This is a genomic window from Caballeronia sp. LZ008 (assembly GCF_031451435.1).
In the GTDB taxonomy this organism is placed as follows: Bacteria; Pseudomonadota; Gammaproteobacteria; order Burkholderiales; family Burkholderiaceae; genus Caballeronia; species Caballeronia zhejiangensis.
In genome coordinates this window covers 1350969-1375139 of sequence record NZ_JARUXK010000004.1, presented here as the reverse complement: position 1 = coordinate 1375139, position 24171 = coordinate 1350969, and the positions used below count along the sequence as shown (strand labels likewise).

The following is a 24171-nucleotide window of genomic DNA, read 5'->3' as shown; positions in this document are numbered from 1 at the left end:
ATCAACGTCCGACGTAAATCGGCGGCCGCTTCTCGCTAAAACTGCGGATGCCCTCCGCGGCATCCTCGGTGCTCGCGGCGAGCGCGCCCGCCATCGCTTCGAGAGTCGAGCAGGTTTCCTCGCCGCTGGCGGCGTTGAGCAACTGTTTGGTCAGTTGCAGCGCCACCGGCGCGCGCGCCGTCATGTCCAGCGCCAGTCGATGCGCACGTTCCAGCACGCGGTCCTGCGGCACGACCTCGTGCACAAGGCCGCACGCCCGCGCGTCCGCGGCCGTCACGCGCGCGCCGCTCAAGGCGAGGAATTTTGCGTGGCTCGCGCCGGTCAGACGCACGAGCCGCTGCGTGCCCGACCAGCCGGGGCAAGTCGCGATCGATGCCTCCGGCAGCGCGAAACGGGCCTCTTCGGCCGCGATACGCACGTCGGCCGTGATCGCCAGTTCCAGCCCGCCGCCGAAGGCATGACCGTTGATCGCCGCGATCACGGGCTGACGCAGCCGCGCCCATTGGTCGAAGACCTGATGACCTCGCCGCACCCAGTGGCGCCACATGTCCAGCGGCCTGAGCGCGGCTCATTCGTTGATGTCCGCGCCGACGCAGAACGCCTTCACGCCGCCGCCCGCGAGGATGACGACGCGCGTCTCATCGTCGGCTTCGATCGCGCGGGCCGCATCTTCGAGTTGATCCAGCATGGCGGGCGTCAGCGCATTGAGCTTGTCCGGCCGGTTCAGCGTGACGATGGCGACAGCCGCATCGCGAACGATGGAAACGAAGCGATCAGTCATGGCGTCCTTCGCGAGGTTTGAGCCGGAGTCCGAAAGGCGCATCGGTGAAAAGCGCTGCATCCATCTGACGCAGATCCGAGGCGACCTTTAGCGCAACCTCGGCCTGATCCAGAATGTCGCGCTGCAAATCCACGCCGGGAGCGATCTCGCGCACGGTCAGCCCGTCATCGAGAAGATCGATGACGCAGCGTTCGGTCACGTAGGTCACGCGCTGCCCGCGCTCGCGCCCCACGCGGCCGCTGAACGTGATCTGCTCGGCCGTCCGGACGAACTTGCGCGTGCGGCCTTCCTTGACGATCGCGAGCCTGCCGCCGCCGACTTCCACCTGCGCGCCCGCGGTGAAAAAGCCCGAGAACACGATGCGGCGCGCATGAGCGGTGATATCGACGAAACCGCCGCAGCCCGCCGTCAGATACGGTTTCGACGCGAGCCGGGAGACATTCACGCTGCCATCGGCGTCGACTTGCAGAAAGGACAGCAGTGCGATGTCGAAGCCGCCGCCCTGAAAATACGTGAACTGATTCGGCGACGCGACGATCGCGTCCGCGTTCGATGCGCAACCGAAAGCGAACCCGAGCAAAGGCATGCCGCCGACCGCGCCCTGTTCGATCGCCCACGTCACTTCGCCGTGCAAGCCTTCCTCGAGCAGGATGCGCGGGACATTGGCCGAAATGCCGAAGCCCAGATTGGCCGCGTACCCATGCGCGAGCTCCATCGCGGCGCGGCGGGCGATGACCTTCTCCGGTCCCCACGGCGTCGGCTCGAAGGAATCCATCGGAAGCGTGATTTCGCCGCTGATCGCGGGATCGTAGGGCGTCTGCGTGGTCTGCCACTGGTCCGGATCGACCACGACGTAATCGACCAGATTGCAGGGCACCCGCACGTCGTGCGGCCGCAGCGTGCCGGATTTCACCACGCGCTTGACCTGCGCGATCACGATGCCGCCGTTGTTGCGCGCGGCCAGCGCCTGATCGATGCCGCCCAGCAGCGCGCCTTCGTGTTCGTAGCCGAGATTGCCCGCTTCGTCGGCCGTGGTCGCGCGGATGATCGCCACGCGCGGCGCGATCGCCGGGAAGTAGAGCCAGTCATCGCCATCGAAGGACACCTTGCGCACGACCGGACGCGCGGCGGCGGCGGCGTTCATCGCGCAGCCCTGTAAATCGGGATCGACGAACGTGCCCATTCCGACCTTGGTCAGCACGCCGGGACGCTTCGCGGCGGCGTCGCGGTGCATGTCGAACAGGATGCCGCTCGGAACGTTGTAGGCCTCGATTTCGTTGTCGGCGATCATGCGCCAGATGTTCGGCATCGGCAGCGACGACGGGCCGCTCGGATACGAGCCCGCGAACGTGCGCGCGAGCAGCCCGGGCCGGGCGAGATGATCGATGCCCTTGACGCCGTACATGTCGCCCGCGGCGATCGGGTTCAGCGTCGTGAGGTCGCGCGGCTGTCCCTCGCGCTCGAAGCGCTCGCCGATGGCCGCGAGAATCTTGTCGGGGCAGCCGAGCGCGCTGGACGAGCTGATGCTGACGACATCGCCGGTTCGCACGAGCCTGGCCGCCGCGTCCGCGGTAATGAGCTTTCTCATGTTTTTATCGATGAAGGTCGAACAGCGCTGCGCCGCGCTTCATCGCGTTGCGGGCGATGATGCCGCGATGAATCTCCGAGGTGCCGTCGAAGATGCGATAGACGCGCGCATCGCGGTAATAGCGTTCGATGGCCAGCTCCTTGCAGAAGCCCATGCCGCCGAAGACCTGCACCGCGCGATCGACGACGCGCCCAAGCGTCTCGGAAGCCTGCACCTTGACCATTGAAATCCAGTCGCGCGCGTCCTGTCCCGCGTCCATCATGCTCGCGGTGTTGAGCAGCATCAGCCGCGCCGCGTTGATCTCCATCACGCTGTCCGCGATGAGTTGCTGGATCATTTGAAAATCGCCGATGCGCGTGCCGAACTGCCGCCGTTCGCCGGCGTACTCGATCATCATTTCGAGCACGTGCGTCGCCTTGCCGATGCCGCGCGCGCCGATCAACGCGAGGCGCACGCGGCCGAGCATGTTCATCGCGAGTTTGAAGCCTTCGCCCTGTCGTCCGATGAGGGCCATCGGCTCTAGCGGGACGTCGTCGAAGAAGAGTTCGTGGTGCGGCGTGCCGCGAAGACCCATCATCCGTTGATCGCGGCCGACAGTGAAACCCGGAAGATTCTTGTCGACCGCGAAGAGCGAGATTTCCTTCTCGCCGGTGCGGGCCGAGACGAGAAAGAAATCGCTCCATTGCGCATCGCTGATGAAGTGCTTGCTGCCGTTCAGCGCCCAGCCGAACGACGTCTTGCGCGCCGTGGTTTCGATGCCCTGGGCGTCCGAACCCGCGCCCGTTTCGGTGATCGCGAGGCCGCAGGTTCGCGCGCCGGCAATCGCCGGTTTCAGCCAGCGGTCGATCTGTTCGCCTTCGCAGGCGAGCAGCGCGTCGTAGACGTTGCCGAACGCGCGCCGCACGAGTATGTCGGAGCTGTGGCCGAACTGCTCCTCGCATAGCATCGAATCGACCGTGTTCAGTCCGCCGCCGCCGAGTTCGGCGGGCATGTTCACCGCATAAAGACCCAGCGCACGCGCCCGCGCCTGCAAGTCGCGGGCGATCTCGGGCGCGAGCGCGCCTTCCTCTTCCACTTGCTGTTCGAGCGGCTGCAACTCGGACCGGACGAAGCGGCGCGCGGTCTCGATCATCATTTTCTGCGTGTCGCTCAGCGTGAAGTCCATCGATCTCTCCGATTCGAGTTTTAGTCAGCACTGGTCGCGGCGACACGCAGCGACGGATGCAACGAGACTTCGAAGGGCATACGTTCGAGCACGTCGCGAACGAGGTCGACGCCCGGCGCGATTTCGATCAGCCGCAAGCCTTCGGGCGCGAGTTCGAAGACGGCACGCTCGGTGACGTAAAGCACTTGTTGGCCGTCCGCGCGGGCGCGCTTGCCGCTGAACGTGATGTGACGCACTTGCTCGACCAGCTTCGGGACCGCGCCGTGACGCCGGATGCGCACTTGCCCGTCTTCCAGCTCGACTTCAAGCCCCTTCGCCTCGAACGTGCCGCAAAAGACGACCTTGCGCGTGCGCTGCGTGATGTCGACGAAGCCGCCCGGCCCGACGATGTTCTCCCCCAGCCACGAGACGTTGACGTTGCCTTGCGCGTCGAGTTCGCCCATGCCGAGGAACGCGATATCGATGCCGCCGCCGCTGAACAGGTCGAACTGATCGGTGGACTTGAGGATCGCGCTCGCATGGCGCGTGGCGCCGAACAGATCGCCGCCCAGCAGTTCGCCGTTGTGCGATCCCTGCTCGATCACGGTCCAGCTGATGTCCACGCCTTCCGCATGCGCCACCGCGGGAATGCCATCGGGCAAACCGTAACCGAAGTTGACGCACGCGCCGGGTTCCAGCTCCTTCGCGGCGCGTTTCGCGATGATGTAGCGGATGCCCTCGGGCAGCGGCGGCGGCATGCGCGTGTCGGGCGCGGGCGCTTCGCCGCTGATGGCCGGATCGTAGTGCCCGGTGGTCGTCTGCTTCTGATCCGCGTACACGCAGATATCGTCGACGAGAACGCCCGGCACGGTGACCGCGCGCGCCGGCGTGATCGGCGTGGCGCATACGTCGCGCACCTGCGCGAACACGCGGCCGCCGCGGTTGTGCGCGGCGAGCGCGGCGGCGAAAGCGTCGATATCGGCCGGCTCTTCGCGCGATGTCAGATTGCCCTGCATGTCCGCCGTGGTGCCGCGCACGATCGCGAAGTCGATTTCGAAGGGCTTGTACCAGAGCAGTTCCTTGCCGCCCAGCGTGACGACTTCGACGAGATCGTCCCGCGCGCGCAGGTTGACGCGCCCGCCGCCGTGGCGCGGATCGGCGAAGGTATCGAGGCCGATGTGCGTGACGAGCCCGTGGCGGCCCGCGCCGGCTTCGCGGATCAGCGTCTGGATCACGCCGGCGGGCAGGGTGTAGGCCTCGATGCGTTCCTCGCGCGCGAGCTTCTGCATCGGCTTGGACCAGGTCCAGTGGCCGCCGATCACGCGCTTCACCATGCCTTCGTGCGCGAAGCGGCTGATGCCGCTCTTGACGCCGTCGCCGATGCCGAGGCCGTGGATCAGCGTGAGATCGCGCGGATGGCCCGTCGCGAGAAAGCGGCGCTCGATGGCTTCCGTGATGTGATCGGGTTCGACGAGTCCGCCGCCCGAGCCGCTCAATACGACGACCGCGCCGTCGAAGATCGCCGCCGCCATGAAATCCGCATCGGTCAGGTGTGCACGCTTCATTTCATCGGTTCTCGTTGTCCGTCCGTGCGCCCGCGCGGACCATCAGCACGTTGATTCCGTCCTGGATCAGCACGCCGTCCTGGTTGTGTACTTCGACCTGCAAACGCACGATGCCGCGATCGGAGCGGCGCGTCGGACGCTTGTCCAGCACGCGGATGCGCCCCTGGACGCGGTCGCCGATCAGCACCGGTTTGTGAAAGCGATACGTCCACTCGAGCGTCGCGACGGCGGCAAAGCGCGTCGCCGCGCGGTTCTTGAGGCCGTCGAGCATGGCGAGGCACAGCAGACCGTGCGCGACGCGGCCGGGAAAGCCGACATCGCGGGCGAATTCGTCGTCCATGTGGACATCGAAGAAATCGCCCGAGATGCCCGCGAACTGCACGACATGGCTTTCGGTGACGACGATGCCCGACGTCGTGAAGCCGAGGCCGGGCTCGATCTCGTCGAAGAGCAGGGGATGGCTCATGCGGTTCCTTATCAGTCGAACTCGGGCGCATACGGCACCCGTTCGCGATTGACGATGCGGTAATTGGTGTCGTTCAGCGCGTCGATGCGATGCATGTCGATGCTCGACAGCGTGAAGTCCATCACGTCGAAGTTGGCCTCGATGTTCCTGCGCTGCGTCGACATCGTGTTGATCGGGACGCCTTTCTGGAGAATCCAGCGCAGCGCCACCTGCGCACCCGACTTGCCGTAGCGCGCACCGATTTCGTCGAAAAGCGGATAGTTGAAGATTTCGCCGCGCGCGACCGAGCAGTACGACGAAAGCGGAATGCCGGTCTCGATGGCGGTATCCATCAGCACACGCTGATTCAAGAGCGGATGGAACTCGACCTGATTGGTGACGAGCGGCAGCGCGGTCGCGGCTTTCGCGGCGCGCATCATCGCGGCGTTGAAGTTGCTGACGCCGATATGACGCGTCAGGCCCGCGCGCGCCGCTTCTTCGAGGCGCCGCACGGAAGGCGCGACGTTGCCGTCCGCGGGCGGCCAGTGCAGCAGCAGGACGTCGGCCTGCTCGATCTTCAGCTTCTCGAGGCTTTCGCGCAGCGACGGCATGAAACGTTCGTCGGAATCGTTGGCGGGCGCGATCTTGGTCGTGATGCACAACTCGTCGCGCGGGATGCCGATCGCCCGCAGCGACGAGCCGACGCCGAGTTCGTTGTCGTAGAGCTGCGCGGTATCGATCGCGCGATAGCCGGTTTCGATCGCGTCCGTCAGCGCGTCGCGCAGTTGCTGTCCGTTGAGCGGCCAGGTGCCGAAAGATCGTTGATGCGTGCGTTGGAAAAGTATGTTCATGGTGTCGTGACATCAGAAGACGGCGGCCGTCTTCGCGAGAAAGGCGCGGATGCCGAGCTCCGCGTCGGGACTGGAGCGGACCGCGAGCGCGGCCGATGTATAGGCTGCGTGCGGATCGTCGTGGTCATCGACGATCAGCGCCTTGGCGAGCGCGGCGGCGCGCGGCGATACGCGGCACAGGCGCGCGGTCCATTCCTGCAACTGCGCTTCGACTTCCTGCGGCGCGCAGACCGCATTGACGATGCCCCACTGCAGCGCGGTCGATGCATCGATCTCCTGCGACAGCAGCACCGCTTCGAGCGCGCGCCCGCGGCCCGCGATGCGCTGCAAGCGGTCGCCGCCCTCCCAGCCGGGAATGGCGCCGATGGAAACTTCCGGAAAGCGCAGGCGCGCGCCGGTGCCAGCGAGCCGCAGATCGCAGCACAGCGCGAGTTCCAGGCCGCCGCCGAAGCACAGTCCTTCGATGACGGCCACGGTCGGGCAGCGCAGCCGTTCGAAGCGCCGGAACACCGCGTTGCCTTCGCCGACCCATTGCGTCGCGAATGTCTCCGGACTCAGCGCCGACCATTCGCGGATGTCGGCGCCGGACGAAAACACGCCGCCCGGCGTGCCGCGCAGCACGACGGCGCGAATGCCGTCGTCCCGGTTGATTTGCGCGATCTGCTCGTCGAGCGCGGCCAGCATCGCGAAGTCGAGCGCGTTGGCCTTGCCCGGATTGCTGAGTTCCAGCACGAGCACGGCATCTTCGCGACGCGAGAGAATGTGTCCCATCGATGGTTCCTCGGTCGTCGTGGTCACAGGCGCGGAACGGAGAGCGCGCCGTCGACGTTGAGCACGCTGCCCGTCGCGAACGCCATCTGTCCGCAGACGAGCGCCGCGACGGCCGACGCGACGTCCTGCGGCGCGCCCCAGCGCTTCATCGGGACGATGCCGCCGGCGATGCGTTCGTCGTAGCGCGCGGCGACGCCTTCCGTCATCGGCGTGCGGATGATGCCGGGGCGCACTTCGAATACGCCGATTGCGAGCGGCGCGAGGCGCAGCGCGAACAGCTTGGTGAGCATGCCCAGCCCGGCCTTCGACATGCAGTATTCGCCGCGCTCCGTCGACGCGAGTTCGGCGCTGACCGACGACACCGAGACGATGCTGCGCGAATCTTCGCTGCCGATCGCGGCCATGTGGCGCGCCACGGCCTGCGTGAGAAAGAACGTGCCGCGCATGTTGATATCGACGACGCGGTCATAGGACTGCTCGTCTACCTCCAGCAGATCGCCGCGCTGCCCGGCCGAGACGCCCGCGTTGTTGACGAGACAGGTGATCGGCCCGCAGTCCGAAACGATGCGCTCGACGAGCGCGCGATGGGCGGCGCTATCGGCGAGATCGTGCCGGTAAAAGCGTGCGCGCGCGCCGTGCGCTTCGACGGCGGCCATCGTTTTGTTCGCGTTGTCGTCATCGATGTCGATCAGCGCGAGATCGAACCCGCGCGTCGCCAGCTCGATCGCGATGCTCGCGCCGATGCCGCGGCGCGCGCCGGTGACGAGCGCGAGCGGCGGGGCGCGGCGCGGCGTCAGTACAGGAGATGAGGTAGCCATTCGGAGAACGCCGGCACGAAAGCCAGCAGCAGGATGGTCACGAACATGATGGCCATGAATGGCAGCATGGGCCGCACAAGATTCACCATTCGGATGTTGGCGACGCCGGTGACGATGAAGCAGGCCGTGCCGATCGGCGGCGTCACGAGCGAGATGCCGACGATGGCGATGGCGAGAATCGCGAAATGGATGTCGCTGAAGCCGGCGTCCTGCGCGATCGGCAGGAATAGCGGAATCAGGAGGATGAGCGCGGGAATGCCGTCGAGCAACGCGCCCAGCAGCCAGAACACGACCACGATGAACACCGTGAAGACGAACTTGTTGCCGGTCAGTTGCGTAGCGAATTCGGCGACCTGCTCGCCGACCGAGTTGTACGCCAGCATGTATCCGAGAATCTGCGCGACGCCGACGAGCGACAGCACGATTGCGCTGGTGCGGCCCGCCTTGATCAGAATGCCGAGCCATGCGCGGTTCGGAATGGATCGCTGCACGAGCGTGATGATCGTCACGTAGGCCACCGCCGCCGCAGCGGACTCGGTCGCCGTGAAGAAGCCCATGAAGATCCCGCCCAGGATGATGATCGGCGCACCGAGCGCGGGGATCGCGAGCATGAACGCGCGGCCGAGCTCGCGCACGCTGAAGTGGACCGGCGCGACCGGCGGCTCGGAGCGCGCGCGATACATGATGATGAGCATCTTCGTGATGCCGACCAGCAGGGCAGGCAGCGTCGCCGCGAGAAAGAGCTTCGTGACCGACATGTTCGCGACCGTCGCCAGCACGATGATCGTGATCGACGGCGGAATCAGAATGCCCGTGCCGGCCGCCGCCGCGATAATCGCGGACGACCATTCCTTGCGATAGCCGGCTTTTTCCATCGACGGCAGCATCGCCGAACTGATCGCGGCCGCATCCGCGTTGACGGAGCCGCTCAAGCCGGAGAAGACCATCGTCGAGGCGACGGCGGAAACGCCGAGCCCGCCGGGCACGCGGCCCACCAGCAGATTCATGAAGTTGACGAGGCGCCCGGCCGAGCCCGAATGAAAGAGAATTTCTCCGGCGAGGATGAACAGCGGCACGGCGAGCAGCGTGAACGAATCGACGCCGTGATACATCGCCTGCGCGATGTTGGTCAGCGGCAGGCCTTGCATCAGGCCGTCGATGGTGCCGACCGCGCCCAGCGAAGCGATGATCGGCGCGCCGGCGACGACGAATAGCGCGAGCAGTCCGACGGTCAGAATCATTGCGTCCTCGTCTCGGTATGGCCGTGGCCGTGTTGCGCGCTTTCGAGGTTAGCGTGGGCGGCCAGGTCCCATGCGTGCGCCGCGAGATGCAGCAGACCCAGCGCGCTGCCGGCGGGAATCGCGGCGAACGATATCCATTGCGGGATGCCGCTCGGCGTCATCTGGTTGAGCCCGAGCTGCATGAACTGCCAGCCGCCCCAAGTGAGCGCCACGAGCAGGAAGCCCATCAACAGCATCTGCGCGAATGACGCCAGCGCGAGCCATCGGCCGCTCAGCTTGTCTTCGAAGAGTTCGAAAGCGACGTGCACCTTGTCGCGCACCCCGACCGCGATGCCGATGAAGGTCATCCAGATCATCAACGTGACGCTGACCTCGATGTTCCACGAGAGCGAGACGTGGAAGACGAAGCGGGACAGGATGCCCGCAAGAACGACGCAGAAGATCGCGAAAACCAGGACCGCTATCAGCAGGTCTTCGACGCTCGCGAGCACGCGCAACGCCGCAACCTTGTTGATGCTGTCCCGTGGCTCGCGCGAACGCGGATCGGGTTTCATGTCGGGAACCTCCGGCGGTTATCCGAGGGCGGGCAGGTAGGTGCCCAGTTCGGCGAAGTTGGCGCGGTACTTCGTATAGATCGGCTTGACCGCTGCCTGGAACGCGGGAAGATTCGCGTCGTTGAACGCCACGCCCGCCTTCTTCGCTTCGGCCAGATACTTCGCATCGGAAGCCAGCCACAGATCGCGTTCGTGCTGCTGAGCCTGCGCGGCGGCTTCCTTCACGGCGTCCTGTTTCTTGGGGTCGAGCGAGTCGAACCACTTCTTGCTGGCGAGCATCGGATCGATCGAGAAGAAGTGATTCGTGTACGAGTAGTGCTTCGCCACCTCGCTGTGATGCTGCTGAACGAAGAACGTCACCGAGTTCTCCGCACCATCGACGACGCCCTGCTGCAACGCGGAATAGATCTGCGTCGTGTCGAGCGGCGTCGCCTGTGCGCCGAGCTGGTTGAACGTCGCGATCATGATCTGATTGCCTTGCGTACGGATCTTCAGGCCCTTCAGATCGCCGGGTTCGTTGATCGGACGCGTGCGGTTGTAGACGCTGCGCAAGCCCGAGTCGAACCAGCCCAGCAGCACGAAGCCGAGATTGTCGAGGATGCCCGCATAGGCCTTGCCGAGCGCACCGTCCTGAGCCGCGAAGAGCGACTTCCGGTCGGGAAACGCGAAGGGCATCGCGAAGAGTCCGAGACGCTTGTCGTAGCCTTCCAGATCCGCCACGTTGGTCACCGTGACTTCGAGCGTGCCGTTGCGCAGTTGCTCGTTCATGCGCGTGTGGGAGCCGAGCACGCCGTCCGGAAATACGCGCGCGTCGAAGCCGGTCGTTTCCTTCAGACGCTTGGCCATCAGATTCTCGGTGATGACCTCGGGATTGTGGCGGTCGACGACATCGCCGATGCGGATCGTCGGGGTGTCGGCGCTCGCCAGGCGCGGCAGGCAACCCGCGGCCGCCGACGCAGCCGTGAGCATCAAAATCTTGCGGCGAGAAAGCAGATAGTCATGCATGTCTCGGACTCCTATGGGTCTGATGTCCATATTGCATTGCGACGAAAAAGGCGCGAAGAGACGCTGCCGATGCGACTGCGAAAATCTGTTAGATCGATCTACTACAGGGTAAAAGCTGCGCGGATACGGTGCAAGGAGATTTTTATAAGGGAAACCCGAACGGAGCACGTCCGGGTATGAAGCGCTTATTTGCGCGCGCCGCAGGTTCCGCGGATGACGAGAACCGGCTCCGAGACGATGCGCGTGGGCGTCCGCGAAGGCTCCGTCATGCGCTTGAGCAGCAGATCGGCGGCGGCGCGGCCGATGTCGTCCTGCAAGACCTGGACCGTGGTCAGCGGCGGCTCCCAGAGTTCGGCTTCCGGCACGTCGTCGAAGCCTACGACGCCGAAGTCTGCGCCAGGCTCGATGCCGTGGGCGCGCAGTCCGAGCATCACGCCGAACGCGACAATGTCGTTGCCGCATACGACGGCCGTCGGCGGATTCTTCAGCGCAAGCAGTTCGGTGATGATGCGCTTTCCGTCGTGACGCGTGAGCGGCGACGGCACGAGCAGCCGTTCGTCGAGTTTGATCTTCGCGTCGCGCAGCGCGTCGCGATAGCCCTCGGCGCGGTCGCTGCCGGTCGACGCGCGCATCACGCCGCCGATCATCGCGATGCGTGTGTGCCCGAGCGAAATCAGATGCGAGGTCGCGAGCGCCATGCCGCGACGATTGTCCACGCCGACGTAATCGGCCTTGAGGCCCGGCACGTAACGCGAAGCGAAGACGCACGGAATGCCCCACGCGAGCACCTGACGCATCTGCGCGGCCGTCGTCGATTCGGTCGGACAGACGATGAGACCGTCGATATTGTGCTGCCGCACGGTATCGAGAAAGCGGCCTTGGCGTTCGAGCGATTCGTCGGTGTTGCCCAGCAGCGTGATGAACCCTTGCGTGCTCAGGCTCGCCTCGATGGAGCGGACGAGCATCGTGAAATACGGATTGGCGAGGTCGTTGACGACGACGCCGACGGTGTTCGTCTGATTGCTGCGCATGCCCGCCGCATGGCGGTTGTAGACGTAGCCTTTGCGCTTGAACGCTTCCAGCACGCGCTCGCGCGTGGCTTCGGAGATGCGCGGGCTGTTGCGCAGCACGAGCGAGACCGTTGCGCGGGACAGGCCGAGATCGTTTGCGATATCCAGCAGCGTGACGGGAGAACCTGGTTTGCCTCGGGTCATTGGAACGGTCGATGAGTCGTATGCCCGGAGTGTATCCGAATCGGCCGCGAGATCCGTCTTCCGGTCAGCCATGCGCGATGCCGAAGAACTCGGCGACGATCTCCGCCTGATTCTCCAGCAGATGACGCCCGAGATGGATGCGGTGGCCGCGTTCTTCGGCCTGACAGAGCAGTTGTGTGCGTTCAGGCTTCATGATGATGTCCGCCACCAGCACGCGGCGGTCGAGCCGCGCGATGTCGAACGGCAACGGATCTCCGGCCGCCATGCCGCACGGCGTCGCGTTGACGACCATATCGACATCCGCGGGACTGGCGCTTCCGGCCGAGACGTTCACATCGGGATAAGCGTGCGCAAGCTCCGCGATCAGCGCGTCCTGCTTCGCGCGATCCACATCGATCAATTGCAGCGCTTTCACGCCCGCGCTGGACAGCGCATGCGCGAGCGCTTTTCCGGCTCCGCCGGCGCCCGCCTGAAACACCGACATGCCGCGCGGCTCGTGGCCCTGTTTTCGCAGTCCGCGCGTGAAGCCTTCGCCGTCGTACATCTCGCCGACCCATTCGCCCGATTCGACGCGGCGCATGCAATTGATCGCGCCCACTTTCCGCGCAATCGGCAGGAGCCGGTCGACGAGGCCGGTCATCGATATCTTGTGCGGCACCGTGACGACGATGCCATCGAGATTGCCGATCGTCTTCAGCCCCGCGATGGCGGTCGCGAGCGACGCGGCGGGAATCTGCATCGGCACGAGCACCGCGTTCACGCCCATGCGCTGGAATATCTCGTTGAAGACGAGCGGCGAGCGCGCTTGCGCAATCGGATCGCCGACGATGGCGAAGAGGCGCGTGTCTCCGGAAACAGCGGCGTTCAGTGCGAAAGTCATGATGACGAGTCCGGGTTGACGATCATGAGTCGATGCTCATCCGACGAGGCGATCAGCGCGTCGATCAGCAGATGCGCATTCAAGGCGCTGCGCAATGACGCGACCGGCTCGATTCCGTGCGTGGCGGCGTCGATGAAATTGGCGATCACGGCCTGATGGGCGTGATGAGAGAAGGCCATCGGGTTCGCGCCTGAACCGAGCGAAGCGGTTTCGCCTTCGTCGAGCGTGGTGCCGTCCATGTACTGCACGACGAGCCTGCCGCCGCCGAGCGTCGCGCTGCCGTTGCTGCCGCTCAATTCGATGCGTTCGGAAAAGCCGGGAAAGATGGCCGTGCTGGCGTGCAGCGACGCGACGCAGCCGCTTCGGTATCGCATGACGCCCGCGACGGTGTCCTCGCATCCCATGCGGTGCGCGCGGCTCGTGATCGCGTAGGCGAACACTTCGTCGGGAAGGCCGACCAGCCACAAGAAAAGATCGAGCGTATGGATGGCCTGCGTCATCAGCACTCCGCCGCCGTCGCGCTCGCGCGTGCCGCGTCCGGGTTCGTCGTAATAGGACTGCGGACGCCACCACGGAACGGCGATGCTCGCGCTGTGGATGTCGCCGAGCGCGCCCGCGTCGAGCAATTGACGGAGCTTGCGCGCTGCGTCGCGCGTGCGATGTTGCAGCACCGCAGCCGCGACGATGCCGCGTTGCTCGCATAGCGCGACCAGCTCGCGCGCGCGGGACGTGGTGACGTCGATGGGCTTCTCGACCAGCAGATGTTTGCCCGCCGCCGCGATCATCGCGCCGAGTTCGAGATGCGTGTTCGGCGGCGTCAGCAGCAGCACGCCGTCGACGTTGTCATCGGCGAGCGCGGTGTCGAGATCGAGCGTGACGCGCGCATGCGGCAATTGTCGGGCGAAAGCGCTTGCGCGTTCCCGCGACCTCGCAACGACATACCGAACGGTCGCGCGGTCCTGCAAGGCCAGCAGACTCGCCAGATGCGGCGCGGATGCCATGCCCGCGCCGACGACTGCGAGCTTGAAACCGGTCTCGTTCATGTCTATTGTCTCCGTTGAAAGACAATAAGGTAGATCGATCTAATTGTCCAGCCGCCGATGACATCGACGGGAAAGATTCACTTGGTGTATTTCGCGAGCACCACGACGGAGAAAGAGTTCATGAACTGTTCGACACGCTCGAAGCCGCCCGCGTCCTGTGCGAATACCGACAGGCTGTCGACGAGGTGCGTGAGCAGGAAGATCAGGTCTTCCTTCGGCGTGTCGCGCTTCAGCTCGCCGGTGCGGCTCGCATGCTCGACGGCGACTTCGACGGCCGCGTGGATCTCGGTCGTGAAGCCCGCGAGCGCCGCGCGCGCCTCGTCGGTCAGGACGTCGCTTTCCAGGCGCAGCCGGCCAATCAGACTCCACGGCCTGCGCGTCTTGCCGCCGGGATTGTATTTGCGGAACAGATTGCGGTTGTAGGCGACTTCCGCCTGCAGCTTCTCTCGCAGCGACAGCGTTTCGTCGAGCCAGATTTTCTTCTGTCCCGCGGTGGCGCCGGCCACGTATTCCTTCACCACTTCCTCGACGAGACTGTTCTTGTTGCCGAAGTGATAGTGGATGTTGGTGGTCGTGATGCCGAGCTCCTTGGCGATCACGCCAAACGTTGTCTTGTGATAGCCGTGCGCGATCAGGAGCTTCTTCGCCAGATCCTTGATGCTGTCGTACATCGGAGATTTTTTGGGCGCGGCGCTTGTTTTGTCGGTCTTGTCGTTCTGACTCAACGGTTCATCTCGGTGGGGATCGGACTGCCGGCTCGGCCTCGAACGAGGCGAAGCAACGGACGGGGATGCTGCGGAATTTGCGGTTGATTTTACACGACCCCCATTTGTCGATCTCTTCGCCGCCTTCTCCGCAAACGACTGCGCGCGTTCCATTTTTCGCCTCCCGAAAATCTCGTTGCGTAGTGCCCGGAAATGATGTTAATGTCCACTCAACGTACTTACTAGTAAGTAAGTATAAGGGAATACTCGAATGGGACAACACTGCTTCGGCAGTGAAAAAAAAGGAGGCGCGATGCAGGAACACATGGTGGTGCGCAAACACGGCGCGGTCGCGGAGATCGTCATCAATCGACCGGAGAAGATGAACGCGATCACGCCCGAGATGACGCAGACGCTCGCCGGCATCCGGCAGGACATCGAGCGTGACGAAGCGATCCGCGCGGTGCTGCTGCGCGGCGAAGGCGAGCGCGCATTCAGCGCGGGAAGCGATCTCCATTCGCTCAAGACGTATCGCACGACGTGGGAGTTTCGCGCCCGCACCGATTACGCGATGGTCGTGCGCGAATTCACCAAGCCCGTCGTCGCGGCATTGAAAGGCTGGGTGCTGGGCGGCGGCCTGGAAATGATGCTTGGCGCCGATGTCCGCGTCGCGGGACAAAGCGCGACGTTCGGCGCGCCTGAAGTGGTGCGCGGTTGGGTCGGCGGCGGCGGTGCGTCGCAAATGCTGCCGCGCCTCATCGGCTACGGGCAGGCCATGCGCCTTCTGCTGACCGGCGACACCATCGATGCGAACGAGGCGCTCCGCATCGGCCTTGTCGAGATGGTGGTCGAGGATGCGGCCGTCGTCGAAACCGCGATGGCGCTGTGCCGCAAGATGGCCGAGTTCAGCCCGATCGCGACGCAGTCGGTCAAGGCGGCCGTGCGCGCATCGCTTTCGATGAGCGTCGAACAGGGCATTCGCTACGAGAACGAGCTGACGTCGCTGTGCTTCGCCTCGGGCAACTACGAGGAGGGCGCCAACGCATTCGGCAATCGCGCAAGCCGGAACTGATTCGCGGACAAGTACGTCACGTCGAACATAACCAGACCAAAGAGAAGCAGGAGACAGCGCCATGCAAGTCGCACATGCGCAGAACGCAGACCGCAGGAACATCCGACGCGCCGTGTTCGCGTCGACGCTCGGCACCATCATCGAATGGTACGACTATGGGCTCTATGCAGCGGCATCGGGCCTCATCATCAACAAGCTGTTCTTTCCGCAGTTGTCGTCGCTTGCGGGCACGCTCGCGGCGTTCGCGACCTTCGCGGTCGGCTTCATCATCCGGCCGGTTGGCGGCATCGTCATTTCGCATATCGGCGACAAATACGGCCGCAAACCCGCGCTCGTGTTCTGCGTGACGATCATGGGCGCGGCGACCGTCGGCCTCGGCATATTGCCGACGTGGCAGCAGGCAGGCGTGATCGCGCCGATCCTGCTCGTGCTGCTGCGCATGATGCAGGGCTTCGGCGCCGGCGCGGAACTCGCCGGCGCAATCACGCTGATCGCCGAATACACGCCGCCGAGCCGGCGCGCGTTCTTTACGTCGATTCCGAACGCGGCGACCAACTTCGGCGTGATGATCGCGATCGCGACCTTCCTGATGATCTCGTACGTGCCGGAAGACATCCTGTTCACGTGGGCGTGGCGCGTGCCGTTCATCCTGTCGCTCGGGCTGTTCGGCGTCGCGATCTACATCCGCTCGAAGCTCGATGAAACGCCCGAATACGTCGCCGCGATGGAGAAGGCGAGCGCGAAGGCCAAGGCCGAGAAAGTGCCCGTCGCGGACCTGTTTCGCAACAGCCGTCGCGAGTTGCTGTGCGGCTTCTTCGCGATGGGCGGCCATCAGGCGCTCAGCTATGTGCTCAATACCTTTGCGCTGAGCTACATGACCAACACGGTCGGCATGGCGAAGGCTGACAGCCTCGTCGTACTGATCATCGCGCTGGGCTTCTCGCTTTTCTGCGCGCCCGTCGGCGGCATGCTCGCGGACAAATACGGCAGCGGCAACGTGTTCGCCGCCGGCGCGATGATCGCGCTCGCGCTCGTGTGGCCGCTCTTCCGCGCCATCGATTCGAAGGACATCGTGCTCGCCACGATGGCGATGAGCGCGGTCTATGGAATCAGCTGGGGCTGCACCTGCGGCGCACAGGGCGCGTTCCTGTCGAATCTGTTTCCGACGCAGTACCGCTTCTCCGGCATCGCGATGTGCCGCGAGTTTTCCGGCGCGCTGATAGGCGGGCCGACGCCGTTCATCGCGACCGCGCTCGTCGCATACGCGGGCGGCAAGCCGACTTACGTGATGGTGTTCCTCGCCGTCTTCTGCCTGCTCACGCTGATCGCGGCGCTGTTCGGCAAACGCCTCTCGCGTCATCGGGACGATCAGCCCGTGTTCCAGGAATCGCATTCGGCAATCTGACGCCGATGCGGGCATCGACGCAAACACAGACAATACCGGAGTAGATGACATGCAAATTTTGACCGCCGACCAGGCTGCATCCCTGCTGAAGGATGGCGATACCTTGATGATCGGCGGATCGGGAAGCGGGCACGCCGTGCCGGAAGCGCTGATCGAGGCGCTCGAGCGGCGCTTTCTCGCGCAGGGCGAGCCGCGCCGGATCACGTCGTTTCATCCGGTCGGCCTCGGCGATCGCGGCGAACGCGGCGCATCGCGGCTCGCGCATACGGGGCTGCTCAAGCGTGTCGTATGCGGCACGCTGGTCGATTCGCCGGCGCTCGCGCAGATGGCGCTGAACAAGGAAGTCGAAGCGTGGACACTGCCGCAGGGCGCGCTCTCGCAGCTCACGCGCGAGATGGCGGCGGGGCGGCCGGGGCTCGTCAGTCATGTCGGGCTGCATACCTTCGTCGATCCGCGCAATGGCGGTGGGCTTCAGGGCGCGCCGAGCGATGACGAACTCGTCAGCCTGATCGAGCTCGACGGCCGCGAGTGGCTGTTCTACAAGCCGTTCGAAGTCGATGTCGCTTTTCTGCGCGGCACGACGGCGGACGAAGACGGCAACATATCGATGGAGCATGAAGCCGTTTTCGCGGACATGCTCTCGATGGCGCAGGCGACGAAGCGCAACGGCGGTGTCGTGATTGTGCAGGTGAAGCGGCTTGCGAAGCGCGGCACCTTGCCCGCGAAGACGGTGAAGATTCCGGGCATGCTCGTCGACGCGGTCGTCGTTCAGGAGGATCAGCCGGTGACGTATCAGACGGCTTACGATCCGTCGTTTACCGGCGAAATGCGTATTCCGCTCGGCGGTTTTCCGCGCCTTCCGCTCGACGAACGCAAGATCATCGCGCGGCGTCTCGCGATGGAACTGAGCATGGGCGCGGTGTGCAACGTCGGCTCGGGCGTGTGCACGGGCATCGGGCTCGTCGCGGCGGAAGAGGACGTGCTGCATCACATCGTGCTGACGAACGAGCAAGGGCTGATCGGCGGCGCGCCCGCGGCGGGACTCGATGCCGGCGCCGCGCGCAACTACAGCGCGATCGTCGACATGCCGTATCAATTCGATTTCTACGATGGCGGCGGCATCGATATCGCGTTTCTCTCGGCGGTCGAGATCGACGCGCAGGGCAGCGTCAATATCAGCCGCTTCGCGAACAAGCTGATCGGCGTGGGCGGGTTCATCAACATCAGCCAGAACGCGCGCAAGATGGTCTTCGGCGGCACGTTCACGGCGGGCAACCTGCAAGTGTCCTGCGAAGGCGGCAAGCTGCAGATCCTGAAGGAAGGCGCGCATCGCAAGTTCGTGTCGAAGCTGCAGCAGGTGTCGTACAGCGGACCTTTCGCGCAGGAGCGCAAGCAGACGACACTCTTCGTCACCGAGCGCGCGGTGTTCCGCGCCATCGACGGCGCGCTCGAACTGATCGAGATCGCGCCGGGCATCGATCTCGAGCGCGACGTGCTCGCGCACATGGCGTTTCGCCCTGTCATCTCGCCCGATCTCAAGCTGATGGACGAGCGACTCTTCCGTCCCGAACCCATGGGCCTCGATGCCGTGATGGCGTCGCAAGGCTGGCCGTGTCATCCGCGGCTTGCTGCGTTAGCGGGGGGCGAGCGGTGAAGCGCGAGTTGCAAGCTCTTCGAATCGATGGATCGACGCGCCTCTTCGGCATCGTCGGCAGTCCGGTGACGCAGGTGAAGACACCGCAACTGATGAACGCGCTCTTCGACGCAAGCGGCATCAATGCGACATGCCTGCCGTTCGATGTGCCCGTGAACGTGTTCGAGCCGGCCGTAGCCGGACTTCAGGCGCTCGGCAATCTCGATGGCCTGGTCGTCACCGTGCCGCACAAGGTGCGCGCGATGGCGATGGTCGACGACATGTCGGACACGGCGCGGCGCGTCGGCGCGATCAACGTGATGCGGCAGCAGCCGGATGGCACCTGGTACGGCGATATGTTCGACGGCGCAGGCCTCGTGCAGGGACTGACGCGTCTCGGCTTCGAGGTTCGCGGCCAGCGCGTGAAGCAGCTCGGCGCGGGCGGTGCGGGCGCCGCGGTCGCGCACGCGCTGGCCGAGGCGGGCGCGGCGAGCATCGCGTTGAGCGATCCGCAGCGCGAGCTGTCCGAGCAGTTGTCGGCGCGACTGAACCGCTTCTATCCGGATTGCGAGGCTCGCGTCGATGTCGATCCGGCGAATGTCGCGGGCATGGATCTGCTCATCAACTGTTCGCCGGTCGGCATGAAGCCGGGCGATGGCATGCCGGCTTCCTTTGGCGCCTTTTCCGAAGCGATGCAGGTCGTCGACATCATCATGACGCCCGCCGAAACGCCGCTGCTGAAACATGCGCGGCAGTGCGGCTGTCGCGCGACCAACGGACGGCCGATGATCGACGGGCAGCTCGCGGCGTTCGCGACGTTTTTCGGCATCGACATGCCCGCAGCGTTCCCTATCCTTTTCGACGCGCCTATCCGGACCTGACTACCATGCATATCGTTCTTCCGACCGCTTCCGGCGAGTTCGAAAACTACACGCTCAAAGGCGATCCGATCGGCGGCGCGCCGGCGGGATCGACATTCAACCGCATCGCCTATTCCGCCGCGCACGTCGTGGCCGATCCGCTTCGCAGCGGCGAACTGAATCAGCCCGCCGCACTCGACTGGGCGCGCACGATCGAATATCGGCGATATCTGATCGGCCAGGGGCTCGGCATCGCGGAGGCGATGGACACCGCGCAGCGCGGCATGGGCCTCACATGGGACACGGCGCTCGAGCTCATCGAGCGGACGATGCAGGAAACGCGCGACATGGCCGGTGCGCGGATCGCGTCGGGATGCGGCACGGATCATCTTCCCGCGCAGTCGGCCACGTCGTGCGATGACGTCATCCGCGCCTATGCGACGCAGCTCGAAGCGATTCAGCGCACGGGCAGCCGGGTGATCCTGATGGCAAGCCGCGCGCTCACCCGCGTGGCGCGAAGTCGCGATGACTATCTGCGTGTGTATGGCGAAGTGCTCGCGATGTGCGACAAGCCCGTGATCCTTCACTGGCTCGGCGACATGTTCGATCCGGAGTTGAAGGGATACTGGGGCAGCGACAATCTCGACGAAGCAGCCGACGCGTGCCTGACGGTCATCGCGGAGAACGCTGGCAAGATCGACGGCATCAAGATTTCCCTGCTCGACGATGCCCGCGAGATTGCCTTCCGGCGACGCCTGCCCGAAGGCGTCAGGATGTATACGGGCGACGATTTCAACTATCCGTCGCTCATCAAGGGCGATGAAGAAGGTTACTCGCACGCGTTGCTCGGCATCTTCGATGCGATCGCGCCGGCTGCATCGCAGGCGCTCGCGGCGCTCGCTGCAGGCGATCTCGCGCAATACGAGCGGGTTTTCGCGCCGACGGTGGCGCTCTCGCGCCACATCTTTCGCATGCCGACGCAGTACTACAAAACGGGCGTCGTCTTTCTCGCCTACCTGAACGGATTTCAGCCGCATTTCTTCATGCTCGGCGGTCACCACGGCGTACGTCCGCCGGTTTATCTCGCGGACGTGTTCCGTCTCGCCGATAAGGCCGGCCTGCTGCGCAATCCCGATCTCGCGGTTCAGCGAATGCGGCTCGTCATGCAGACGCTCGGACTTTGAACGCCGACTTTCTTGAAGGCACATTACAAGGACAGATGGAAGACATGACCCAATTACAGAACGAAGAAGCCGCCGTACAGCGCGGGCGTTTGCTCGCGCCTGGCATGTATGACCTGAACGACCTCGAGATAGGCGATCATTTCGTCACGTCGGGCATGACGTTGACGGAAGCGCATATCGTCAATTACGCGGGTGTATCGGGCGATATGTACGACATCCATCTCGACGATGTGGCCGCGCAGCAGGCGGGATTTTCCGGCCGGATCGCGCACGGACTGCTCGGCCTCGCGCTCACCGATGGTCTGAAGACGCGCTCACCGGTGCGCATGAGCGCGCTGGCGACGTTGGGATGGAACTGGTCGTTTCGGGCGCCGCTTCATATCGGCGATCGCATTCAGGTCGAAATCGAAGTCGTCGGTAAGCGGGTGACGAGGCGCATCGACCGAGGAATCGCGACGCTGAAGCTGCGCGTGCTGAATCAACTGGGGAACGTCGTGCAGGATGGGGAGACGCTGCTGTTGATGCAGAATCGGGCTTAGTTTTCTCAAATATTCGATACGCTACGCGCGACGATTGCCCATCAGCGGACGTTAACGATCATCGTTTGACCGAAGCTCGGGCGGTCGAGCCCGATGCGCGCAACCAGTTGTGTCATGACCTCCCGCTCCGCACCGCCTCTGCGAGCACGAGCAACGTGCAGAATTGCAGTTTGGGTGCGCGTCACTGCGATCGCTGCGATCGCTGCTTTAACCTGGACATGCTAAAGGCTGGGTGCAGTTTCCATGTCGAGCGGCCCCACCTCCGATCAGTGCCGCAAGCGTCTTCGGACCATTCCTAAATGACAATGACGTCGCTCCGAGCGACGGAATATTAGGTCACAATCCCCTGCTAAATTGTCCCGATTCGGAATGCCAAGCGATTGCGCGATGCAATCCTCGGGTCGTTAAAACGTCTACCTAAGTTGTCGTCGAAGGTGGCGCTTATCAGGGAGAGTGCTTTCGCATGTCAATGGTATTGCCAAGTCAGGCCTACGGCCTCCAGTTGAAGCCCCACCCCGCGCCCATCTCAGTATTGAGCTTCAATGGCGAGGCGCAAATTAGCGCGCTCTACAAGTTCAATATCGAATTTACGAGCCCCGTCGCCGATATTCCGATGGATCAGGTCGTTGGGCGGTCTGCGGTGTTGACCATCGCCCCCATCGATCCTCAAGAAGCTTATCTGCGGCAGATGTTCGGTGAACGATGGAAGGACTTCAGCAAGGCGCCGCAGGCCAGCGTCACGCATGGCGTCATTGACAGGTTTGAGACGCTCGGCACATCGGCCGATGAAACCCGGTATTGCGTCACCCTGGTGCCGAAGATCGCGGAGTTGGCGAGAGGCCGCACATGCCGATTGTTTCAGAAGCAATCGGTCGTCGAGATCATCACCGATACGCTGCGCCACTACGATTATCGCCTCGGTGTCGATTTCGATTTCAAGAGTCTGCGCGGCACGTATAAGCGGCTCGACTACGAGACTCAGTTCTACGAGACCACGTTCGCGTTCATTCAGCGCCTCTGCGCCGAAGCGGGCATCTGGTTTCGCTTCGAGCAGAAGAGCGATCGGACGGTGATCATCTTCGGGGATGATCTGGATGCGTATGCCCGCAAGCAGCGGGTGGTTCCGTATCGCAGCCACTCGGGGCTGGAAAGCGTGGGCGCCGAATCGATCCGTTCGCTCAGGACGATCACGCAGCGCGTGCCCGAGGCGGTGCAACTGAACGACTACAACCATCGTCAGGCGGACGTCAATCTGTTGGTCGAGGAGAACACCGCGCGCGCGGACAAGACCACCGATGGTGTCGATGGGACGTGGGGCGAGCATTACGAAACGCTGGAGGAAGGTCGCCAGATCGCGCGTCTGCGCCATGAAGCGCACATCGCCACGCAGATCAGCTATCGCGCTCGGGGCAATCCGTTCTCGCTCGAAGTGGGCGAGGTGATCCGGCTGGAGGTGAATCCCAAGGATGCGCCCAACGGCCTGCTCGTTACGTCGATGCGTTGCGGCGGCGGCCGGGGGGTGTCGTACTGGAACACTTTCCGGGCGATCCCGGCGGATCGCAAGTGGCGCACGAGCATCGACGTGATCGAGCGTCCCAAGGCCGAAGGCATCTGGCCGGCCAGGGTGGATTCTCCCGGCAACTATCACTATGGCTATCTGGATGAAAAGGGACGGTATGTCGTCAAGATGCCGTTCGATCTGGACGAGTGGAGTCCGGGGGGCGCGAGCCGTCCTATTCGTATGGCCAAGCCTTATGCGGGGGCGGACTACGGTCATCACATGCCGTTGATCCACGGCACGGAGGTGGCGCTCATCTTCACGGCACAGGATCCGAATCGGCCCGTGATCGTGGGGAGCTTGCATGACAGCCTGAATCCGGATCTGGTCAACAACCTGAACAACACCCGAAATCTCATCCGCACGGCTGCGAAGAACGAACTTCGCATGGAGGATAAGGAGAATTTCGAGCACATCCATCTGACGACGCCGTATCAGACCAGCGAACTGAATCTGGGGCATATGGTCGATGGGCAGCGCAAGGAGCGTGGGCGGGGGGCGGAGTTGCGTTCGGACGAGCATGTGGCGGTCCGGGGTGGAAAGGGAGTGTTGCTGTCAGCGGAAGTGCAGCAGAACTCGAATGGCCAGCAACTCGCGATGCAGGACGCCGATACTACGCTCAGTCAGGCCCGGGATCTGTTGCGCTCGCTTAACGATTCCGCCAGCACTGCTAAGGCATGGCTCGCAGAGGTCGACCAGCAACGTTCGCTCATCGAGGAGAAACTGACCAAATTGGGGAGGTCAGTGCTTGTAGCGACCGCGCCGGACGGCATTGGTGTTGCCAGCGGACAGCAACTACAGCTTGCGTCGCGCAAGCAGATGTTCGTTACTTCAGGCGAGGGTCTCGACTTTGGCGCGTTGAAGCGCATAACTGCCGCTGCCGGTGAAGCGATTTCATTCTTCGCGGCAACGTTGGGAATCGGTTTGTTTGCCGCGAAGGGGAAGGTGCAGATACAGGCGCAGAGCGACGCGATGGAGTTGTTGGCCATGCAATGCATGGTTGTGAGTTCCTCAGATGGCGAGGTAACGATAACCGGGCGCAAGGGTGTGACGATCGGTGATGGTTCGGGAGCCTATATCAAATTGATGGGCGGTAGAATCATGCTTGGTAGTCCTTCAGGTGAGATAGAGATAAAGGGGAATCTGACCATCGCTGACGCCGACGGCGGAAGCTTCACATTCCCGTCCTGGTCAAGCACGCCGGTGCAGGACATGAAGAACCCGATTTCCTTTGGATTTTCTGAATAAGAATCGAGATGGCAACATCAGCAACTGCTGCAAGACCCGCTTCGGCGCCGCAACCTGCGTCTGCACCC

At 63.9% G+C, this 24171-nt stretch carries 21 protein-coding genes and 1 pseudogene; 7 read left to right on the top strand and 15 right to left on the bottom strand.

From position 1 onward, the window contains the following. Position 1: 1 nt before the first annotated feature. The 15 genes and pseudogenes from QCE49_RS31250 to QCE49_RS31180 all read right to left on the bottom strand — a co-directional run bounded on the left by QCE49_RS31250 (position 2) and on the right by QCE49_RS31180 (position 14625). A pseudogene (locus QCE49_RS31250) lies at positions 2-781 on the bottom strand (enoyl-CoA hydratase/isomerase family protein). Further along, complete coding sequence (locus QCE49_RS31245; protein ID WP_250459109.1) at positions 774-2369, bottom strand: acyl CoA:acetate/3-ketoacid CoA transferase; 1596 nt, start codon at positions 2367-2369, stop codon at positions 774-776. Before QCE49_RS31245 ends, QCE49_RS31250 begins: the two are co-directional and overlap by 8 nt. A gap of 4 nt (positions 2370-2373) precedes the next feature. Then, positions 2374-3534, bottom strand: a complete 1161-nt coding sequence (locus QCE49_RS31240) for an acyl-CoA dehydrogenase family protein (protein ID WP_008353943.1) — start codon at positions 3532-3534, stop codon at positions 2374-2376. A 20-nt stretch (positions 3535-3554) separates the two neighbouring features. Then, entirely contained in the window at positions 3555-5078 is a 1524-nt protein-coding gene (locus tag QCE49_RS31235; protein ID WP_250459111.1) for an acyl CoA:acetate/3-ketoacid CoA transferase, read from the bottom strand. A 1-nt stretch (position 5079) separates the two neighbouring features. Beyond that, positions 5080-5544 (bottom strand): MaoC/PaaZ C-terminal domain-containing protein, encoded by a 465-nt coding sequence (locus QCE49_RS31230; protein ID WP_175982492.1) that lies wholly within the window; start codon positions 5542-5544, stop codon positions 5080-5082. 11 nt (positions 5545-5555) lie between these two features. Further along, positions 5556-6374 carry an aldo/keto reductase gene (locus QCE49_RS31225; protein ID WP_250459113.1) on the bottom strand — a complete coding sequence of 273 codons (819 nt, stop codon included), beginning with the start codon at positions 6372-6374 and terminating at the stop codon, positions 5556-5558. A 12-nt stretch (positions 6375-6386) separates the two neighbouring features. Continuing rightward, positions 6387-7145 carry an enoyl-CoA hydratase/isomerase family protein gene (locus tag QCE49_RS31220; protein ID WP_250459115.1) on the bottom strand — a complete coding sequence of 253 codons (759 nt, stop codon included), beginning with the start codon at positions 7143-7145 and terminating at the stop codon, positions 6387-6389. 23 nt (positions 7146-7168) lie between these two features. Then, positions 7169-7963, bottom strand: coding sequence for a 3-ketoacyl-ACP reductase (locus tag QCE49_RS31215; protein WP_250459117.1), 795 nt, complete (start codon positions 7961-7963; stop codon positions 7169-7171). After that, positions 7939-9204 carry a TRAP transporter large permease gene (locus QCE49_RS31210; protein ID WP_008353936.1) on the bottom strand — a complete coding sequence of 422 codons (1266 nt, stop codon included), beginning with the start codon at positions 9202-9204 and terminating at the stop codon, positions 7939-7941. The genes QCE49_RS31215 and QCE49_RS31210 overlap by 25 nt, the downstream gene beginning before the upstream one ends. After that, on the bottom strand, positions 9201-9758 hold the full coding sequence (locus QCE49_RS31205) for a TRAP transporter small permease (RefSeq protein ID WP_008353934.1): 558 nt from the start codon (positions 9756-9758) through the stop codon (positions 9201-9203). Before QCE49_RS31205 ends, QCE49_RS31210 begins: the two co-directional genes overlap by 4 nt. Before the next feature lie 18 nt (positions 9759-9776). Then, positions 9777-10763 carry a TRAP transporter substrate-binding protein gene (locus QCE49_RS31200; protein WP_008353932.1) on the bottom strand — a complete coding sequence of 329 codons (987 nt, stop codon included), beginning with the start codon at positions 10761-10763 and terminating at the stop codon, positions 9777-9779. A 185-nt stretch (positions 10764-10948) separates the two neighbouring features. Beyond that, positions 10949-11977, bottom strand: a complete 1029-nt coding sequence (locus QCE49_RS31195; RefSeq protein ID WP_250435509.1) for a LacI family DNA-binding transcriptional regulator — start codon at positions 11975-11977, stop codon at positions 10949-10951. A gap of 64 nt (positions 11978-12041) precedes the next feature. Then, positions 12042-12857, bottom strand: a complete 816-nt coding sequence (locus tag QCE49_RS31190) for a shikimate dehydrogenase (RefSeq protein WP_250459119.1) — start codon at positions 12855-12857, stop codon at positions 12042-12044. Next, the gene (locus QCE49_RS31185) at positions 12854-13900 is read right to left on the bottom strand and encodes a Gfo/Idh/MocA family oxidoreductase (RefSeq protein WP_309806704.1); all 1047 of its coding nucleotides are present in this window, start codon (positions 13898-13900) and stop codon (positions 12854-12856) included. The genes QCE49_RS31190 and QCE49_RS31185 overlap by 4 nt, the downstream gene beginning before the upstream one ends. Positions 13901-13977: 77 nt before the next feature. Continuing rightward, positions 13978-14625 (bottom strand): TetR/AcrR family transcriptional regulator, encoded by a 648-nt coding sequence (locus QCE49_RS31180; RefSeq protein WP_008353926.1) that lies wholly within the window; start codon positions 14623-14625, stop codon positions 13978-13980. 292 nt (positions 14626-14917) lie between these two features. On the opposite strand from QCE49_RS31180, the gene QCE49_RS31175 reads away from it, so the two are divergent. From QCE49_RS31175 to QCE49_RS31145, 7 genes are all read left to right on the top strand, one after another. Continuing rightward, a complete protein-coding gene (locus QCE49_RS31175) occupies positions 14918-15676 on the top strand; it encodes an enoyl-CoA hydratase/isomerase family protein (protein WP_250459122.1) in 759 nt (252 codons plus the stop codon). A 61-nt stretch (positions 15677-15737) separates the two neighbouring features. After that, entirely contained in the window at positions 15738-17081 is a 1344-nt protein-coding gene (locus QCE49_RS31170) for an MFS transporter (protein ID WP_250459124.1), read from the top strand. Between the two features lie 49 nt (positions 17082-17130). Continuing rightward, positions 17131-18735 (top strand): acyl CoA:acetate/3-ketoacid CoA transferase, encoded by a 1605-nt coding sequence (locus QCE49_RS31165; protein WP_175983089.1) that lies wholly within the window; start codon positions 17131-17133, stop codon positions 18733-18735. An 8-nt stretch (positions 18736-18743) separates the two neighbouring features. Next, positions 18744-19595: a shikimate dehydrogenase gene (locus QCE49_RS31160; RefSeq protein ID WP_250459126.1), complete on the top strand. Its 852-nt coding sequence runs from the start codon at positions 18744-18746 to the stop codon at positions 19593-19595. A gap of 5 nt (positions 19596-19600) precedes the next feature. Next, positions 19601-20758 (top strand): dihydrodipicolinate synthase family protein, encoded by a 1158-nt coding sequence (locus QCE49_RS31155; protein WP_250459128.1) that lies wholly within the window; start codon positions 19601-19603, stop codon positions 20756-20758. Positions 20759-20802: 44 nt separating this feature from the next. Then, positions 20803-21297 (top strand): MaoC/PaaZ C-terminal domain-containing protein, encoded by a 495-nt coding sequence (locus tag QCE49_RS31150; RefSeq protein ID WP_250459130.1) that lies wholly within the window; start codon positions 20803-20805, stop codon positions 21295-21297. A 463-nt stretch (positions 21298-21760) separates the two neighbouring features. After that, on the top strand, positions 21761-24103 hold the full coding sequence (locus tag QCE49_RS31145) for a type VI secretion system Vgr family protein (RefSeq protein WP_250459132.1): 2343 nt from the start codon (positions 21761-21763) through the stop codon (positions 24101-24103). Positions 24104-24171 lie beyond the last annotated feature (68 nt).

Excerpts from the sequence above, each read along its gene's own strand:
- QCE49_RS31230 (WP_175982492.1), bottom strand. The coding sequence starts at position 5,544 with ATGAGCCATCCCCTGCTCTTCGACGAGATCGAGCCCGGCCTCGGCTTC.
- QCE49_RS31175 (WP_250459122.1), top strand. The coding sequence starts at position 14,918 with ATGCAGGAACACATGGTGGTGCGCAAACACGGCGCGGTCGCGGAGATC.
- QCE49_RS31240 (WP_008353943.1), bottom strand. The coding sequence starts at position 3,534 with ATGGACTTCACGCTGAGCGACACGCAGAAAATGATGATCGAGACCGCG.
- QCE49_RS31205 (WP_008353934.1), bottom strand. The coding sequence starts at position 9,758 with ATGAAACCCGATCCGCGTTCGCGCGAGCCACGGGACAGCATCAACAAG.
- QCE49_RS31145 (WP_250459132.1), top strand. The coding sequence starts at position 21,761 with ATGTCAATGGTATTGCCAAGTCAGGCCTACGGCCTCCAGTTGAAGCCC.
- QCE49_RS31220 (WP_250459115.1), bottom strand. The coding sequence starts at position 7,145 with ATGGGACACATTCTCTCGCGTCGCGAAGATGCCGTGCTCGTGCTGGAA.
- QCE49_RS31225 (WP_250459113.1), bottom strand. The coding sequence starts at position 6,374 with ATGAACATACTTTTCCAACGCACGCATCAACGATCTTTCGGCACCTGG.
- QCE49_RS31190 (WP_250459119.1), bottom strand. The coding sequence starts at position 12,857 with ATGACTTTCGCACTGAACGCCGCTGTTTCCGGAGACACGCGCCTCTTC.
- QCE49_RS31170 (WP_250459124.1), top strand. The coding sequence starts at position 15,738 with ATGCAAGTCGCACATGCGCAGAACGCAGACCGCAGGAACATCCGACGC.
- QCE49_RS31215 (WP_250459117.1), bottom strand. The coding sequence starts at position 7,963 with ATGGCTACCTCATCTCCTGTACTGACGCCGCGCCGCGCCCCGCCGCTC.
- QCE49_RS31165 (WP_175983089.1), top strand. The coding sequence starts at position 17,131 with ATGCAAATTTTGACCGCCGACCAGGCTGCATCCCTGCTGAAGGATGGC.
- QCE49_RS31245 (WP_250459109.1), bottom strand. The coding sequence starts at position 2,369 with ATGAGAAAGCTCATTACCGCGGACGCGGCGGCCAGGCTCGTGCGAACC.
- QCE49_RS31195 (WP_250435509.1), bottom strand. The coding sequence starts at position 11,977 with ATGACCCGAGGCAAACCAGGTTCTCCCGTCACGCTGCTGGATATCGCA.
- QCE49_RS31150 (WP_250459130.1), top strand. The coding sequence starts at position 20,803 with ATGACCCAATTACAGAACGAAGAAGCCGCCGTACAGCGCGGGCGTTTG.
- QCE49_RS31210 (WP_008353936.1), bottom strand. The coding sequence starts at position 9,204 with ATGATTCTGACCGTCGGACTGCTCGCGCTATTCGTCGTCGCCGGCGCG.
- QCE49_RS31185 (WP_309806704.1), bottom strand. The coding sequence starts at position 13,900 with ATGAACGAGACCGGTTTCAAGCTCGCAGTCGTCGGCGCGGGCATGGCA.
- QCE49_RS31235 (WP_250459111.1), bottom strand. The coding sequence starts at position 5,078 with ATGAAGCGTGCACACCTGACCGATGCGGATTTCATGGCGGCGGCGATC.
- QCE49_RS31155 (WP_250459128.1), top strand. The coding sequence starts at position 19,601 with ATGCATATCGTTCTTCCGACCGCTTCCGGCGAGTTCGAAAACTACACG.
- QCE49_RS31200 (WP_008353932.1), bottom strand. The coding sequence starts at position 10,763 with ATGCATGACTATCTGCTTTCTCGCCGCAAGATTTTGATGCTCACGGCT.